The sequence below is a fragment of the Mycobacterium sp. NGS51 genome (assembly GCF_059812525.1).
In genome coordinates this window covers 53,310-72,895 of record NZ_JCALCV010000019.1, presented here as the reverse complement: position 1 = coordinate 72,895, position 19,586 = coordinate 53,310, and the positions used below count along the sequence as shown (strand labels likewise).

The window sequence follows — 19,586 nt, the reverse complement described above, 5'->3', positions numbered from 1 at the left end:
AACTAGAGTTTTGGATGCCATTGACCTGGGTGGCGTTCTATTTGGTAGCTTCACTTGAGGTAACGCGAGCCTTGCGCAGCGCAGCTATTACTGAGCGGTAGGTCACACCGAGATTTTGTCCAAAATCCGGACATGCCTGGCCGCCTCCACTATGGTCTGGAGCGAGATTTACACGTGTCGACTGTGAGGTACGAGGAATCGGTGGGCGTCAATCCGTTCGGCTGCGACAGCGGCAGGTTTTCGGCCAGCGACAGGCGACACGGCCTGCGGCGGGCGCGGTTCTGCGAAGCGGACCGATCTGCGGGTTCGGGCTACTGCGACCGGGGCTGGCCGCAGATACGGTCGAAGACTCTGCGCGAGAGGCTGGTAGCGGTCCAGGCTTCTGAGAAGTGAACTCTGCTGCTCGGGGGAGTCGGATGGAACGTGACGTTGGGGCCCTGCCGCTGACGCGCGGGCAGCTGGACATATGGCTTTCTGAGGAAGCGGGACTTTCCGGTACTAAGTGGCAGATTGGCATGTTCGCCCGAATCGAGGGCCGGATCGACCCCGATTTGCTGAAATCGGCGATCCAGCACGTCGTGCACGAGGCCGAACCACTGAGAGCTACGTTTTTCGAGGCCGACGGTCAAGTTTTTCAAAAGGTTGTCGACTATCCGGACATTGAGCTTGCCCGATATGACCTCGTAGGCTCACAGAATCCCGTGCAGGAAGTCTACCGGTTGGCATCGTCGATTCAACGCGTCCCGATGTCACTTAGTGGCCCCTTGTTCACTTTCACCTTATTCCAGACGCGAGTAGATGAATGCTATATTTTCATCTGCTGCCACCATATAGCGATCGACGGAATCGGCATTGGTCTCCTGTGCCATCGAATTGCGGGCGTCTATTCTGCGATCGCTACCGGTGCTCCGATTCCTCCTCCGATTTTCGGGTCGCTGACCGATTTGATCGATTGCGAGTTGGAATACGAAGCTTCCGACGACTATCTCGATGATCAGGCGTATTGGGAACGGAACCGTCCGCTTGACCGCGAACCGGGCTATGGGTTGTCGCGTGGCGGCGCCGCAGGCCAGCCGCGTGACTACGTGCCTTCTGAGCCGGTTCAACTGGACCCATCCGTCGTAGCCAGAACCCGCGAGTTATCGCATGCGTTGGGGGTACGCCGGGCGTCGGTGATCACCGCGGCCTGCGCGCTGCTGGTGCATGGGCACGACGCCGGGGGCTCGGAGGTTGTGCTCGATTTTCCGGTGAGCAGGCGTGTGCGTCCAGAGGCACTGTTTGTGCCCGGAATGGTCTCCGGGGTGGTGCCACTGGTGTTGAAATCTTCGCCGGAGACCACGGCCGCCGGCTTCTGCGAACATGTCGACAAGCAAGTACAAGACGCGGTAAAACATCAGCGGTTCCCGGTGCGCACTATTGCGCACAAGTCGCATATCCAGAACCTTGGACAGGCGTCGAATAGGGCCACGATCAATTTCATTCCCACTGCCCGCTTAGCGGATCTTGCCGGTGCTTCCGGGACGGGGATCGTCACCCACACCGGCCTTTTGGACCAGTTTGGGCTGGTCATTATCCGGGACGACGAACAACTTTATCTCAGCACGACCGGTGTCGGGCAATTATTTGCTGACTGCGATGCTCGCAACTTGGCAGACCGGTTAGAGCGGGTGTTGATGGCGATGACCGCCGATCCCACCCGGCGGTTGTCGGTGATCGATGTGCTCGAGGCCGATGAGCACGCCCGCCTCGATGCGGTCGGCAACCGCGCGGTGTTGGCCGCGCCCGCGCCGACCGGGGCGTCCATCCCGGCATTGTTCGCCGTCCATGTGGCGCGTACTCCCGAGGCAGTGGCGCTCAGCTGCAACGGCCGCGCCATGACGTATCACGAGCTTGACGAGGCCTCGAATCGGTTGGCGCACCTGTTCGCCGCCCGCGGTGTGGGTCCGGGTCAGTCGGTGGCGCTGTGGTTTTCGCGGTCGGTCGATGCGATCGTGTCGATGCTGGCGGTGCTCAAGACCGGGGCGGCGTATCTGCCGATCGACCCGGCGGTGCCCGATGCGCGGTTGGAGTTCGTGCTGGCCGACGCCGCACCCGTCGCCGCGGTCACCACGTCGGATCTGGCCGGGCGGCTGGGCGGGTTTGAGTTAGCCGTCATCGACGTCGGTGACCCGGCGGTCGACGGCCAGCCCAGCACCGCGCTACCGGCGCCGAGCCCGGACGACATCGCGTATCTGATTTACACCTCAGGTACCACCGGCTTGCCCAAAGGCGTGGCGGTTCCTCATCACAATGTGATCCGGTTGCTGGAGGCGCTGGACGCTGATCTGGAGTTGTCGGCGGGTCAGGTGTGGACGCAGTGTCATTCGTTGGCGTTCGACTTCTCGGTGTGGGAGATTTTCGGGGCCCTGCTGCGTGGCGGACGTGTCGTGGTGGTGCCCGATTCGGTGGTCCGCTCGCCCGAAGAGCTTTATGCCGTGCTGGTCACTGAGCAGGTCAGCATCTTGAGCCAGACCCCGTCGGCGTTTTATGCGCTGCAGACCGTCGATGCGCTGGCCGCTGAGTCGGGATCTCAGCTCAAGCTCGAGGCGGTGGTGTTCGGCGGTGAGGCGCTCGAGCCCCAGCGCCTTGGCTCATGGTTGGACAACCATCCGGGTTTGCCGCGGTTGATCAACATGTACGGCATCACCGAGACGACGGTGCACGCCTCGTTCCGGGAGATCGGCCTCGGCGATATTCACAGCGCCGCCAGCCCGATCGGGGCGCCGTTGGAGCATCTGGGCTTTTTCGTGCTCGACGCGTGGCTGCGGCCGGTGCCGACCGGTGTGGTCGGCGAGTTGTACGTGGCCGGCGCCGGGCTCAGTTATGGGTATGTGGGCCGGGCTGGGCTGACATCGTCGCGGTTCGTGGCCTGTCCGTTCGAGGAGCCGGGAGAGCCCGGGCAGCGGATGTATCGAACCGGGGACTTGGTGTGTTGGGGTCCTGACGGGCAGCTGCAGTACGTAGGGCGCGCCGACGAGCAGGTCAAGATCCGCGGGTATCGCATCGAGCTCGGTGAGATCCAGGCGGTGCTGGCCGGGCTGGACGGCGTCGAACAGGCGGTGGTGATCGCCCGCGAGGACCGTCCCGGTGACAAGCGCCTGGTCGGTTATGTGACCGGGACCGTCGACCCGGCCGGGTTGCGGGTGGCGCTGGCTGAGCGGCTGCCGACCTACCTGGTGCCGGCCGCGGTGGTGGCGATCGAGGCGCTGCCGTTGACGGTCAACGGCAAGCTGGATACCCGCGCGCTGCCCGCTCCGGAGTATCAGGACGTCGACCAATACCGCGCCCCGGCCAGCGCGATCGAGGAGCTCCTGGCCGGCATCTACGCCCAAGTCCTCGGCGTCGACCGGGTCGGGGTGGACGACTCGTTCTTCGAGCGGGGCGGGGACAGCATCTTGTCGATGCAGGTGGCCTCACGGGCCCGTGCTGCCGGCCTGGTGTGTCGCCCGCGCGATATTTTCGTCGAGCAGACGGTGGCCCGGCTGGCCCGGGTGGTCACGGCCGCCGCCACTGCGGATGACGCGATCGACGAGGGCCTCGGCTCGGTGGTGGCGACCCCGATCATGCGGTGGCTGGGCGAGGCCGACGGCCCGGTCGAGCAGTTCAACCAGACGGTGCTGTTGCAGGCTCCGGCCGGGGTGACCGAGGCCGACGTCGCGGTTGTGCTGCAAGCCCTGCTGGATCGGCATGCCATGCTGCGGCTGCGCGCCTCGAGCGACGGCGCCGGCGGGTGGGCGCTGACGGTGCCCGAGCCCGGATCGGTCGACGCCGGCGACTGCCTGCAGTCGGTGGACACGTTGTCCGACGACGCGCTGGTGGCGGCCCGCGTGCGGTTGGGCCCGGCCGCCGGGGTGATGCTCAGCGCCGTATGGGCGTCCTCGACCGGCCAGCTGGCGCTGGTCGTTCACCATCTGGCCGTCGACGGCGTGTCGTGGCGAATCCTTTTGGAAGACCTCAACATCGCCTGGACCCAACATCACCACGGGCAACCCGTGGCCCTGACTGCGGGCGGCATGTCGTTTGCCCGGTGGGCAGAGCTGCTGGCTGAGCATGCCCGCGATCCAGAAGTGGTCGACCAGGCGGAGGTGTGGCGTCAGGTCGCGGCGACTCCGGCCGCCCTGCCGGCCGCGCGGGCCGACGTCGACACGTACGCGAGTGCCGGGCGGTTGTCGGCAGAGCTGGATGCCGACACCACCCGCATGCTGCTCGGTGAGATACCCGCAGCGTTTCACGCCGGCGTACACGACATCCTTCTGATCGCCTTCGGGTTGGCGGTGGCCGAGTTCGTCGGCGATACCGGTACACCGATCGGGATCGATGTCGAAGGGCACGGGCGTCATGAGGAGTTAGCCGCCGACGTTGATTTGTCGCGCACGGTGGGGTGGTTCACCACCAAATACCCGGTGGCGTTGAACGCCGACGGGCTGCACTGGACGCAGGTGGTGGCCGGCGACGCCGCGCTGGGCGCGGCGATCAAAGACGCCAAGGAGCAGCTGCGGGCCCTGCCCGACGGACTGACCTATGGCCTCCTGCGCTACCTGAACCCCGATGCGGACCTGGCCGGGCCCGACCCGGCGATCGGCTTCAACTACCTGGGCCGGCTGGGTGCGGGGGCTGCCGAGCTCTCCGAGGAGCTGTGGCGACTCTGCCAACCAGGCGACTCGTTCACCGCTGCGTCCACCGCGGTGCCGCTGCCGTTGATGCACACCGTGGAGCTCAATACCGGCACCGTCGACACCGCCAGCGGCCCGCAGCTGCACGCCGACTGGACGTGGGCGCCGTCCGCGCTCGACGACGGTCAGATCAGCCGCCTGAACCAGCTGTGGTTTGAGGCCCTGGCCGGCATCTGCGCCCATGTGCGCAGTGGTGGGGGCGGGTTGACCCCGTCGGATATTGCGCCTGCCCGGCTGGGCCAACAGCAAATCGACGAGCTGCAGCGGCAATACCCGATCGCCGACGTGCTGCCATTGACCCCGCTGCAGCAGGGCTTGCTCTTCCACACCAGCGTCGCCCAGGGCCCCGGCGACGACGTGTATGCGATGCAGCTGGACATCGCGTTGAGCGGCCCGCTCGACCAGCACCGGCTGCACGACGCGGTGCAGGCCGTGGTCATCCGGCATCCACACCTAACCGCCCGATTCTGCGAACAGTTCGACGAGCCGGTGCAAATCATTCCCGCTGATCCGGTGGCGCCCTGGCGATACGTCGACCTGGACGCCGGCGATCCCGACGAGCAGATCGAGCAGGTACTTGCCACCGAGCGCGTCGCGGTCTGCGACCTCGCCGAGCAGCCGGCCTTCCGGGCCGCCCTCGTCCGAACCGCACCGGACCGGCACCGGCTCGTTCTCACCACCCATCACATCGTGCTCGACGGCTGGTCGATGCCGATCCTGCTGCAAGAGGTCTTCGCGGGCTATCTCGGGCAGCGACTGCCCGCAGCTCCGCCGTACCGCAGATATGTCACCTGGCTGGCCGAACGAGACGTCGAGGCCGCCCAAGCGGCGTGGCGTGCGGTGCTCGCCGGGTTTGACACCCCCACCTTGGTGGGCCCGCCCGTCCGGCTACGGCTAGGCCGGCGAGGCATCGAATCGTTCCGGTTATCAGCGGAGACCACCCGCGCCGTCGGCGAGCTAGCCCGCTCGCAGCACACCACCGCCAACATCGTGCTGCAGGGCGCCTGGGCTCAGCTGCTCACCTCGCTAACCGGCCAGCATGACGTCGCCTTCGGTGTTGCGGTCTCGGGACGGCCGGATGAATTGGCCGGTGCGGAGTCGATGGTGGGCCTGTTGATCAACACGGTGCCGGTGCGGGCGACGTTTACGCCGACCACCACCACCGCAGACCTGCTCGACCAGTTGCAGAACGCACACAACAATACGCTCGAGCACCAGCACGTGGCGCTCAGCGACATCCACCACTTCACCGGCCAAGATCGCCTGTTCGACACCCTTTTCGTGTTCGAGAACTACCCGATCGACACCTCCGCGCCGTTGGGCACCGACGGGCTGGCCATCGCCGAGTTCAATTTCCACGAAACCAACCACTACCCCCTTTCGGTGCAAGCACAGCCGGGCCGCGAATTGGATCTTCGCGTCGAATACGACACCGACGTCTTCGACGCCGAAAGCATCAAAGCCCTCATCGAGCGGTTAGAGCGGGTGTTGGTGGCGATGGCGACCGACCCCGGGCAGCGGCTCTCGGCGGTGGATCTGCTCGATGCGGCTGAGCATGCCCGCTTGGATAGCTGGGGCGGCCGGTCGGCGTTGACCCAACCGACGACCACGGCATCCGTTCCGGCAATGCTCGCCGAACAAGTCGCGCGTACCCCCGACGAGTTGGCGGTCAGCTGCGATGGCCGTTCCATGACCTACCGCGAACTCGACGAGGCCGCCAACCGGTTGGCACATCTGCTGGCCAGTCATGGGGCGGGGCCGGGTGAAAGTGTGGCGCTGCTGTTGTCCCGGTCGGCCGAGGCGATCGTGTCGATTGTGGCGGTCCTCAAAACCGGGGCGGCTTATGTGCCGATCGACCCGGCGCTACCGGAGTCGCGCATCGGGTTCGTGCTGGCCGACGCCGCGCCGATTGCCGCCGTCACCAACTCCGGGCTGCGGTCGCGACTCGATGGATGTGACATGCACGTCGTCGACGTCGACGGCACCGCTATCGATACCCAGCCCAGCACTGCACTTTCGGCGCCGACCCCCGACGACATCGCCTACATCATCTACACCTCGGGCACGACGGGCGTCCCGAAGGGCGTGGCCATTACTCATCACAATTTGGCCCAGCTGCTGGAGTCAGTGAATGGCGGCATGCCGGCGGGATCGGGGCGGGTGTGGTCGCAGTGGCATTCCCTGGCCTTCGACGTCTCGGCATGGGAGATGTGGGGCGCGCTGTTGCATGGCGGACGGCTGGTGGTGGTGCCTGAGTCGGTGGGCCGCTCACCGGAAGACCTCCACGCCTTGCTCGTCAGCGAACACGTCGACATGCTCATCCTGACGCCGTCGGCGGTGGGGACGTTGTCGCGGCACGGGTTGGATTCGGTGACATTGGTGGCGGCAAGTGAGACCTGCCCGGCCGAGGTGGTGGATCGGTGGGCGCCCGGGCGGGTGATGGTCCACTCCTACGGCCCCACCGAGACCACGGTGTACACGTCTGTGAGCGCGCCATTGGCGGAGGGGTCGGGCGTGCCGCCGATCGGCTCGCCGGTGGCGGGGGCGGCCTTTTTTGTGCTGGATGCCTGGTTGCGCCCGGTGCCGGCGGGTGTGGTCGGTGAGCTGTACGTGGCCGGTGCCGGGGTGGGCTGCGGGTACTGGCGCCGGACGGGGTTGACCGCCTCACGGTTTGTGGCGTGTCCGTTCGGGGCGCGGGGACACCGGATGTATCGCACCGGCGATCTGGTCTCGTGGCGTGTCGACGGGCAGTTGCAGTTTGTGGGGCGGGCCGACGAGCAGGTCAAAATCCGCGGTTATCGCATCGAGCTCGGTGAAGTCCAGGCAGCTCTGGCCGCCCTGGACGGCGTCGAGCAGGCCGTGGTGATCGCCCGCGAAGGGCGTCCTGGCGACAAACATCTGATCGGCTACATCACCGGCACCGCCGATGCGGGCCAGATTCGTGACCAGTTGGCCGAGCGGCTGCCGGCGTACATGGTGCCGGCCGCGGTGGTGGCGTTGGACGCGTTGCCGTTGACGGTCAACGGCAAACTCGACACCCGAGCCCTGCCGGCACCCGAATTCCAGGATGCCGATCGTTATCGTGCGCCGAGCAGCCCGGTCGAGGAAATCCTGGCCGGTGTCTACGCCCACGTCCTCGGGCTCGACCGGGTCGGAGTCGACGACTCCTTCTTCGAGCTGGGCGGCGATTCACTCTCCGCCATGCGTCTGGTCGCCGCGGTCAACAAATCGATGAATGCCGGCATCGCGGTGCGCACTTTGTTCGACGCGCCGACGGTAGCTCAGCTGGCCCCACGCATCGGTGGCGACGAAGATCGGCTGGAGCCGTTGACGGCCGGCCCGCGGCCCGCGGTGATTCCGTTGTCGTTCGCCCAATCCCGGTTGTGGTTCCTGGACCAACTACAGGGGCCGTCCCCGGTCTACAACATGACAGCCGCGTTTCGGATCAGCGGGGCACTGGACATCGACGCGCTGGGCGCGGCGCTGGGCGACGTGGTGGGCCGCCATGAAAGCCTGCGCACCCTGTTCGCCGCACCCGACGGCATCCCCAGACAGGTGGCAATGGCCCCGGAGAACGCCGAATTCGGTTGGGACGTCGTTGATGCTGCCGGCTGGCCGGCAAGCCGACTGCAGGAGGCCATCGAGACCGCGGCGCGGCACACGTTCGACCTGTCTGCCGAAATCCCGTTGCGGGCAAGGCTTTTCCGCATCGCCGACGACGAACACGTGTTGGCTGCCGTGCTGCACCACATCGCCGCCGACGGCTGGTCGATCACCCCACTGGTGGCTGACCTGGGCGTGGCCTATGCCAGCCGATGCGCCGGACAAGCACCCGACTGGGCGCCACTGGCGGTCCAGTACGCCGACTACACGCTGTGGCAGCGTGCCCAGTTCGGTGATCTCGACGACAGCCACAGCCGCATCGGCACCCAGTTGGCCTACTGGCAGGATGCGTTGGCCGGGATGCCCGAGCGCCTGGCGCTGCCGACCGATCGGCCCTACCCGGCGGTGGCCGATCAGCGCGGCGCCACGATGGCCCTGAACTGGCCGGTCGAACTGCAGCAGCAGGTGGCCCGGGTAGCCGCCGAGCACAACGCGACGAGTTTCATGGTGTTGCAGGCGGCCCTGGCGGTGCTGCTGGGCAGGCTCAGCGCGAGTTCTGATGTGGCCGTTGGGTTCCCGATCGCCGGCCGTCGCGACCCGGCCCTGGATGAACTGGTCGGCTTCTTCGTCAACACCTTGGTGCTGCGGGTCGACCTGGCCGGTGATCCCACCGTTGCCGACTTACTGGCCCAGGTGCGCGCACGCAGCCTGGCCGCCTACGAGCACCAGGATGTGCCGTTCGAAGTGCTCGTCGAGCGTCTCAACCCCACCCGATCGCTGACCCATCACCCGCTGGTGCAGGTGGCGCTGGCGTGGCAGAACGTCCCCGGCCACGACCTCGACGATCCCGCTGCCGGGCTGGCTTTCGGGGACCTGCAGGTCACCCAGCTGCCGGTGGACACCCACACCGCCCGAATGGACCTGAGCTTCTCCTTGTCGGAACGACGCACCGAAGCCGGCGAGCCCGCCGGAATCGGCGGGACGGTGGAATTCCGCACCGACGTGTTCGACCCGGCCAGCATCGAAACCCTGGTCGTGCGGCTGCAGCGGGTGCTGGTGGCCATCACGTCCGACCCGACGGCACGCTTGTCGGCGGTGGACGTGCTCGACGCCGACGAATACGCCCGCCTCGATGCGATCGGCAACCATGCGACGCTGACGGGCCCAGCGCCCAGGCCAGTGTCGATTCCGGCGTTGTTCGCCGAGCATGTGATCCGCGCCCCCGAGGCGGTGGCAATCACCTGCGGCGAACGTTTGTGGACCTACCGCGAACTGGATGAGGCCGCAAATCGGTTGGCGCACATGCTCGTCGGGCAGGGCGCAGGCCGCGGAAAACGCGTAGCGCTGCTGTTCAACCGTTCCGCTGAGGCGATCGTCTCGATCCTGGCGGTGCTCAAGACCGGAGCCGCGTATCTGCCGATCGATGCGTCGGTGCCGGCCGCGCGGATCGAGTTCATGATCACCGATGCCGCGCCGATTGCGGCGGTCACCACCGCCGGTTTGCGGTCGCGGCTGGGCGGATGTGATCTGCCGGTCATCGATATCGACGACCCCGCGCTAGACGCGCAGCCTGCCACGGCATTGCCGGAAAGCGCGGCACCGAGTCACGACGACGTCGCATACCTCATCTATACGTCGGGCACCACCGGCGTGCCGAAAGGGGTGGCGATCAGCCACCACAACGTGACCCAACTGCTGGAGACACTCGACGCCGGGCTGCCGCGCGCCGGGGTATGGCCGCAGTGTCATTCGCTGGCTTTCGATGTCTCGGTGTGGGAGATCTTCGGGGCGCTGCTTCGGGGTGGGCGAGTTGTCGTGGTGCCAGAGGAGGTGGCGGGCTCACCAGAAGACTTCCACGCGTTGCTGGTTCGTGAACACGTCGATGTGCTGACCCAAACACCTTCGGCGGTAAGGGTTTTGCCGCAGGAAGGCTTGGAGTCTGCGGCGCTGGTGGTAGTCGGCGAAGCCTGCCCGTCTGAGGTGGTGGAGCAGTGGGCGCCGGGGCGGGTGATGATCAACGCCTACGGTCCCACCGAGACGACGATGTGTGTCGCGATCAGCGCGCCGCTGACGCCGGGGCAAGGGGTGCCGATCGGCTCGCCGGTGGCCGGCGCGGCGTTGTTCGCACTCGACGACCGGCTGCGCCCGGTACCCGTCGGTGTCACCGGGGAGCTGTATGTGGCCGGCGCCGGGCTGGGCTACGGCTATGTGGGCCGCACCGAACTGACCGCCGCGCGGTTCGTGGCGTGTCCGCACGGCCGGCCGGGGACGCGGATGTATCGCACCGGGGACCTGGTGTGCTGGCGTCCCGACGGGCAGCTGCAATACCTGGGCCGCGCCGACGAGCAGGTCAAGATCCGCGGCTATCGCATCGAGCTCGGTGAAGTCCAGGCCGGCCTGGCCGGGTTGGACGGCGTGGAGCAGGCGGTGGCCATCGCCCGCGAAGACCGTTCCGGCGACAAACGTCTGGTGGGCTACGTCACCGGCACCGCCGACCCCGCCGGGGTGCGCGCGGCGCTAGCCGAACGGCTGCCGGCCTACATGGTGCCCGTCGCGGTCGTGGTGTTGGATGCCCTGCCGTTGACCGTCAACGGCAAACTCGACATCCGGGCGCTGCCGGCACCGGAATACCAGGATGTCGATCACTACCGCGCCCCGGCTGACGCCGTCGAAGAGCTGCTGGCCGGCATCTACGCCCAAGTCCTCGGTCTGGAGCGGGTCGGGGTCGACGACTCGTTCTTCGACCTGGGCGGTGACAGCATTTTGTCGATGCAGGTGGTCGCCCGGGCTCGGGCCGCTGGCCTGGTGTGCCGCCCGCGAGACGTTTTCGTCGAGCAGACCGTGGCTCGGCTGGCGCGGGTCGCCGGAGTGGCCGACGCGAGTGGCCCGATCGACGAGGGTGTCGGCCCGGTGTCGGCTACCCCGATCATCAAGTGGCTGCACGACATCGACGGCCCGGTGGACCAGTTCAACCAGACGATGGTGGTGCAGGCGCCGGCGGGCGTGACCGAGGCCGACGTGGTCCTCGTGCTGCAGACCTTGCTGGATCGGCATGCCACGCTGCGGCTGCGCGTCGACGACGACGGCGCCGGCGGGTGGTCGTTGACGGTGCTCGAGCCGGGGTCGGTCGACGCTGCTGCCTGCCTGCAATCGGCGGACGCGCTAACCGATGAGGCGCTGGTGGCCGCGCGGTCACGGTTGAACCCGGCCGCCGGGGTGATGCTGAGCGCGCTGTGGGTAACCTCCGCGGGCCAGCTGGTGGTGACCATCCACCATCTGGCCGTCGACGGCGTGTCCTGGCGAATTCTGTTGCACGACCTCAACATCGCCTGGGCCCAGCATCGCAGCGGCCAGCAAATGGCGTTGCCGGCGACGGGGACGTCGTTCCAGCGCTGGGCGTCGCTGCTGGCCGACTACGCCCGCCGGCCGGATGTCCTGGACCGAGTGGACACCTGGAAGCAGATCGCGGCCGCCCCGGCGGCGCTGCCGGCTGTGCAACCTGCGGTCGACACGTTTGCCAACGCCGGCCAGCTGTCGGTGTCGCTGGACGCCGACACCACGCGCATGCTTCTCGAAGAGGTGCCCGCGGCGTTCCACGCCGGAGTGCAGGACATCTTGCTGATTGCGTTCGGGTTGGCGGTGTCCGAGTTCCTGGCCAGCGGTCGCACGCCGGTCGGCATCGACGTCGAGGGGCACGGGCGCCACGAGGAGTTGGGCGCCGACGTCGATCTGGCCCAGACGGTGGGGTGGTTCACCGCCAAATACCCGGTGTCGCTGGCCGTCGGCGGGCTGTCCTGGGCGCACGTGGTGGCCGGCGACGCGGCGCTGGGCGCGGTGATCAAAGACGCCAAGGAGCAGCTTCGAGGCCTGCCGGACCCGCTGACCTATGGCGTGCTGCGCTATCTGAACCCTGAGGCCGACCTGCAGAGTGCGGACCCGGCGATCGGATTCAACTATCTGGGCCGCATGGGGGGCCCGGCCGGCGGCGGATCCGGCGACATGTGGCTGATCTGCCAAGACGGACCGGCAATGACGGCCGCCGCCGCGGCAGTGCCCATGCCGCTGGCGCACACCCTGGAACTCAACGCCGGCACGGTCGACACCGACACCGGCCCGCACTTGCACGCCGGCTGGACGTGGGCGCTCTCGGCGCTCGACCACGGGCACATCACCCGGCTGAGCCAACTCTGGTTCGAGGCGCTGGCCGGCATCTGCGCACACGTGCGCAACGGCGGCGGCGGACTGACCCCGTCGGACATCACACCCGCCCGGCTGACCCAACAGCAGATCGACGAGCTGGCGCGGCAATACCCGATCGCCGACGTACTGCCGCTGACCCCGGTACAGCAGGGTCTGCTCTTCCACGCCAACACCGCGCAGGCCAGCGACGACCTGTACGCCGCTCAGTTGAACATCACCGTGACCGGTCCGCTCGACCCGCACCGGCTGCGTGATGCGGTGCACACGGTGGTCAACCGGCATCCGAACCTGGTGGCCCGCTTCAGCCAGGCGTTCGACGAGCCGGTGCAGATCATTCCGGCCGCTCCCGCGATCGAGTGGCGCTATCTCGACCTCGACGGCGACGCCGCCTCCGATGCGGAACTCGAGCGGCTCTGCGCCGCCGAACGGGCCGCAGTCTGCGACCTGGTCCACGCGCCGGCTTTCCGCGGGGCATTGATCCGCGTCGCAGCAGACCGGCACCGGTTTGTGCTGACCAATCACCACATCGTGCTCGATGGCTGGTCGCTGCCGATCCTGCTGCAGGAGATCTTCACCAGCTACTACGGGCAGCGGCTACCGGCGAGCGCGCCGTATCGCGGCTTCATCACCTGGCTGGCCGACCGAGATCTCGATGCCGCCCATGCGGCATGGCGTCAGGTGCTCGCCGGCTTCGACACCCCCACCCTCGTCGGGCCACCGAATCCGTTACGGCTCGGGCAGCGCGGTATCGAATCGTTCCGGGTGCCTGAGGAGACCACCCGGGCACTGGGCGAGCTGGCGCGCTCGCACCACACCACCGTCAACATCGTGCTGCAGGCCGCCTTCGCGCGGCTGCTGTGCTGGCTGACCCGGCAGCATGACGTCGCCTTCGGCACCGTCGTCTCGGGTCGGCCGACCGACGTGGCCGGCGCGGAGTCGATGATCGGCCTGTTGATCAACACGGTGCCGGTGCGGGCGACCTTCACGCCGGCCACCACCACCGCGGACCTGCTGGATCAACTGCGAAGCGCCCACAACGACACACTCGAGCACCAACACCTGTCACTCAGCGACATTCACCGCGTCGCCGGTCAGGATCGACTGTTCGACACCCTATTGGTGTACGAGAACTACCCGATCGACGTCGCGGCCTCGTCGGACGACCAGCAGTTGGCGATCAGCGAGCTCGCCTTCCGCGAATCCACCCACTACCCGTTGACCGTGCAAGCCCAGCCGGGCCGCGAATTGGGCCTTCGCCTTGAGTACGACACCGACGTGTTCGAGGCGGACGGCATTCGAGCACTGATCGGGCGGTTCACGACGGTGTTGGCGGCGATGACCGCCGACCCGGGACGGCCGCTCACGTCGGTGGATGTGCTGAACGAAGCCGAGCACGCCCGTCTGGACGACTGGGGCAACCGGGCGGTGTTGGCCCAACCGGTGCCCGAGACGTCAGTGCCGGAGTTGTTCGCCGCCCAGGCCGCCGGCACCCCCGAGGCGGTGGCGCTGGTCTGCGGGGACCGGTCGCTGACCTACCGGGAACTCGACGAGGCCGCTAACCGATTGGCGCACTTGGTGATTAGCCATGGCGCGGGCCCGGGGGAGCGGGTGGCGCTGCTGTTCCCGCGATCGGCCGAGGGGATCGTCGCGATTCTGGCGGTACTCAAGGCGGGCGCCGCCTACCTGCCGATCGATCCGGCGTTGCCGGCGGCGCGAATCGAGTTCATGCTCGCCGATGCCGCACCGATCGCCGCGCTCACCACCGCCGGGCTGGCTGACCGGTTCGACGGCCATGAGCTGATGGTGATCGACGTCGAGGACCCGCGGGTCGGTGCTCAGCCCAGCACGGCGCCGCCGGGGCCGGCTCCCGACGACCTTGCCCACATCATCTACACCTCCGGTACCACCGGGGTGCCCAAGGGAGTGGCGGTCGCCCAGCGCAACGTGACGCAGCTGTTCAACGAATTGCAGATCGGTGTGCCGCTGGCGCCGGGGCAGGTGTGGACGCAGTTCCATTCCTATGCCTTCGACTTCTCGGTATGGGAGATCTGGGGTGCGCTGTTGCACGGCGGGCGGCTGGTGGTGGTGCCCGAGCAGGTGGCACGCTCACCACAGGAGTTCCACGCGTTGTGCGTGCGCGAACAGGTCAGCGTGCTCACCCAGACCCCATCTGCGGTGAGCGTGCTCTCCACGCAGGGCCTGGAGTCTGCGGCGTTGGTGATCGGCGCGGAGCCGTGTCCGCCCGAGCTGGTGGACCGGTGGGCGCCCGGGCGAGTGATGGCCAACGTGTACGGCCCGACCGAGACCACGATGTGGCTCTGTGCGAGTAAGCCGTTGGCGGCGGGGTCGGGGGCGCCGCCGATCGGGTCGCCGGTGGCCTGGGCGGCGTTCTTCGTGCTCGACGGGTGGCTGCGGCCGGTGCCGGCGGGTGTGGTCGGGGAGTTGTATCTGGCCGGCGCCGGGGTTGGGTTTGGGTATTGGCGTCGGGCCGGGTTGACCGGGACGCGATTTATGGCCTGCCCGTTCGGGGAGCCCGGCACGCGGATGTATCGGACCGGGGACCTGGTGCGCTGGCGCGGCGACGGCCAGCTGGACTACTTCGGGCGTGCCGATGAACAGGTCAAGATCCGCGGGTATCGCATCGAGCTCGGCGAAATCCAGTCTGCGTTGACGGCGCTGGAGGGCGTCGAGCAGGCGGCGGTGATCGCCCGCGAAGACCGCACCGGCGACAAGCGCCTGGTGGGCTACATCACCGGGGCCGCCGACCCGAGCACGGTGCGTACCGCGCTGGCCGATCGCCTGCCGAACTACATGGTCCCCGCCGCAATTGTGCCGATGGCGGCGCTGCCGGTGACCGTCAACGGCAAACTCGATACCCGCGCGCTCCCGGCACCGGACTACGGCGCCGACCATTACCGTGCCCCGGCCAGCGCAGTCGAGGACATCCTGGCCGGCATCTACGCCCGCGTGCTGGGAGTGGAGCGGGTCGGCGTCGACGACTCGTTCTTCGACCTGGGTGGGGATTCGCTGTCGACGATGCGGTTGATCGCGGCGATCAACAGCGCACTGGACACCGACCTCCCGGTGCGCACGGTGTTCGAGGCGCCCACGGTGGCCCAGCTAGCGCCCCGGATCGGCGAGAGCGCAGGGCGGTTGGAGCCGCTGGTGGCCGGTCCGCGGCCCGAGGTGGTTCCGCTGTCGTTCGCCCAGAACCGGCTGTGGTTCATCGACCAATTGCAGGGTCCCTCACCGGTTTACAACATGGCGGTGGGGTTGCAGCTGCACGGGCACCTGGACGCCGACGCGCTGGGAGCGGCGCTGGCCGACGTGGTGGGCCGCCACGAAAGCCTGCGCACCCAGTTCGCGGCCGTCGACGGAACACCCCAGCAGGTGGTAATCCCCGTCGAGCAGGCCGACATCGGATGGGACTTCGTTAGCGCCGCGGGATGGCCGGCAAGCCGGCTGGCCGAGGCCATCGACGCCACGGTCGGCTACAGTTTTGACCTGGCAGCCGAAATTCCTTTGCGAGCAAGGCTTTTCCAAGTCTCCGACGATGAGCACGTGCTGGTGGCCGTGGTGCACCACATCGCTGCGGACGGCTGGTCGTTGACGCCGCTGGTGGCAGATTTGGGTGTGGCTTATGCCAGCCGGTGTGCGGGGCAAGCCCCCGACTGGGCGCCGTTGGCAGTGCAGTACGTCGATTACACGCTGTGGCAGCGCGGCCAGCTGGGTGATCTCGACGACAGTGAAAGCCGGATCGCCGGGCAGCTGGCCTACTGGCAGGATGCGCTGGCCGGGATGCCGGAACGCTTGCAGCTGCCCACCGATCGGCCGTATCCGCCGGTGGCCGACCAGCGCGGCGCCAGTGTGCCGGTGGACTGGCCGGCGGAGTTGCAGCAGCGGGTGCGCGCGTTGGCCGGTGAGCACAACGCGACGAGTTTCATGGTGATGCAGGCTGCCCTGGCCGTGCTGCTGGGCAGGCTCAGCGCGAGTTGTGATGTGGCCGTTGGGTTCCCGATCGCCGGGCGCCGCGACCCCGCCCTCGACGAGCTGGTCGGGTTTTTCGTCAACACCTTGGTGCTGCGGGTCGATCTGGCCGGGGATCCCACGGTGGCGGAGCTGCTGGCCCAGGTGCGACGGCAAAGCCTGGTCGCCTATGAGCATCAGGACGTGCCCTTCGAAGCGCTGGTGGAGCGGCTCAACCCGACCAGGTCACTGACTCATCACCCGCTGGTGCAGGTGGCCTTGGCTTGGCAGAACTTCCGCGGGCAAGACGCTGACCCCTCGGCAGGGCTGGCATTGGGTGATCTCGAGGTCACGCCGCTGCCCGTGGATACCCACACCGCCCGCATGGACCTGAGCTTCTCCCTGGCCGAACGTTGGACGGGTGCCGGTGCGCCCGCCGGGATCGGCGGAGCAGTGGAATTTCGCACTGATGTGTTCGACCCGGCCAGCATCGAAGCGCTGATCACCCGGTTTGAGCGGGTCTTGGAGGCCATGACCGCCGACCACAACCGGCGGTTGTCGTCGATCGATCTGGTTGACGAGAACGAGCACGTCCGCCTTGATGTGCTCAGCAATCGGGCCGTTGTGTCCCAGCCGGCGCGTGCTGAGGTATCGATTCCGGCCCTGTTCGCAGACCACGTCGCGCGGGCACCTGATGCGGTGGCGATCAGCTTCGACGGCCGCAACATGACGTATCGGGAGCTCGATGAGGCCGCCAACCGGTTGGCGCACCTGCTGGCCAGCCACGGTGTGGGGCCGGGACATAGTGTGGCGCTGCTATTTTCCCGGTCGGTTGAGGCGATCGTGGCGATGCTGTCGGTATTGAAAGCTGGGGCGGCCTATCTGGCGATGGACCCGGCGGTGCCCGACGCGCGGCTGGGATTTGTGCTCGCTGATGCTGCGCCGATCGCCGTGGTCACGACCGCTGATCTTGCTTCGCGGCTCGATGGCTATGACGGCGTGGTCATTGATGTCGACGATCCCGCAGTCGACGGCCAGCCCACCACCGCCTTGCCGGGTCCGGCCCCGGAGGACATCGCCTACCTCATTTACACCTCGGGAACTACCGGTGTCCCTAAGGGCGTGGCCGTCACGCACCACAACCTCACCCACTTGGCGCGGTCGTCGCCTGAGCACTTGCCGGAGGCACAGGTGTGGACGCAGTGCCACTCCTACGCCTTCGATTTCTCGGTGTGGGAGGTTTGGGCTGCGCTGCTGGGCGGCGGGCGGCTGGTGGTGGTACCGGAATCGGTAGCAAGCTCACCGGATGATTTCCATGCCCTGCTAGTCAGCGAACGGGTCAATGTGTTGACCCAAACCCCGTCGGCGGTGAACGCACTGTCCCCGCAGGGGCTCGAGTCGGTGGCGTTGCTGCTCGGCGGCGAGGCCTGTCCGGCCGATGTGGTGGACCGTTGGGCGCCGGGGCGGGTGGTGATCAACGCCTATGGTCCGACTGAGGTCACGGTGTATGCGTCGATGAGTGCGCCACTGCTGCCCGGGTCGGGGGCGGCGCCTATCGGTGCACCGGTGTCAACCGCAGCGTTGTTTGTGCTCGACGAGTGCTTGCGGCCGGTGCCGAGCGGGGTCGTCGGTGAGCTCTACGCAGCCGGAAGCGGTGTGGCGTGCGGGTATGTGGGCCGGTCAAGGTTGACCGCATCCCGGTTTGTGGCCTGCCCGTTCGGGTCGCCCGGGCAACGCATGTATCGGACCGGGGATTTGGTGAGTTGGCGTGCTGATGGGCAGCTGCAGTACCTGGGCCGCGCTGATGACCAGGTCAAAATCCGCGGCTATCGCATCGAACTCGGCGAAATCCAAACCGCCCTAGCGGGTTTGGACGGTGTGGAGCAAGCGGTGGTCATCGCCCGCGAAGATCACCCGGGCACCAAACGCCTGGTCGGCTACATCACCGGAACAGCCGATCCCGCCGACCTCCGCACCACACTGGCCGATCGACTACCGCCCTACATGGTGCCAGCCGCAGTGGTGGCGATCGAGGAGTTGCCGCTGACGGTCAACGGGAAACTCGACACTCGAGCGTTGCCGGCACCCGATTACCAGGATGTTGATCGCTACCGCGCCCCGACCTCCCTCACCGAGGAGATCCTGGCCGGCATCTACGCCCAAGTCCTCGGACTCGAGCGAGTCGGGGTCGACGACTCCTTCTTCGACCTGGGTGGAGATTCGCTGTCGGCGATGCGTCTGGTCGCCGCGATCAACAAGTCGTTGGATGCCGGTCTTGCGGTGCGGGCCGTGTTCGAGGCGCCTACGGTAGCCCAATTGGTACTGCGTATCGGTGCGGGTGAGGATCGGCTAGAGCCGTTGGTGGCCGGTGAGCGGCCCGCGGTGATTCCGTTGTCGTTCGCTCAGTCCCGATTGTGGTTCCTGGACCAACTGCAGGGGCCCTCGCCGGTCTACAACATGCCGACAGCCCTTCGGATCAGCGGGGCATTGGATGTCGACGCGTTGGGTGCGGCGTTGGCCGACGTGGTGGCCCGTCATGAAAGCCTGCGCACCCTGTTCGCCGTCGTCGAAGGGATGCCGCGGCAGTTGGTCATTTCTCCCGAGCGGGCCGACTTCGGCTGGGACGTCGTCGATGCCACCAGTTGGACCGCGGCCGGGCTGCAGGAGGCCATCGGCGTCGCGGCGCGTTACACCTTCGATCTGGCCGCCGAGATCCCTTTGCGGGCAAGGCTTTTCCGGGTCGCCGACGACGAGCACATCCTTGCCGCGGTGGTGCACCACATTGCCGCGGACGGCTGGTCGATCACCCCGTTGGTGGCCGATCTGGGAGTGGCCTACGCCAGCCGGTGTGGCGAGCAAGCCCCCACGTGGGCGCCGTTGGCCGTGCAGTACATCGATTACACGCTGTGGCAGCGCGGCCAATTCGGTGACCTCGACGACAGCGGTAGCCGCATCGCCACCCAGTTGGGCTATTGGCAGGATTCGTTGGCCGGGATGCCCGAACGGTTGGTGTTGCCCACCGATCGGCCGTATCCGGCGGTGGCCGATTCGCGTGGGGCCACGATGGCCCTGAACTGGTGTGCCGAGTTGCAGCAGCAGGTGGCC

At 67.4% G+C, this 19,586-nt stretch carries 1 protein-coding gene (only partly in view); it reads left to right on the top strand.

The genetic code is table 11. The annotated features are described in order from the left end of the window. Positions 1-416: 416 nt before the first annotated feature. Positions 417-19,586, top strand: partial view of a non-ribosomal peptide synthase/polyketide synthase gene (locus AC5Y5W_RS20620; RefSeq protein ID WP_500012373.1) — the 5' portion only. Its footprint extends 5,121 nt past the window's final position; 19,170 of the gene's 24,291 nt are visible here — the first part of the coding sequence; it begins with the start codon at positions 417-419; its stop codon lies off the right edge, out of view.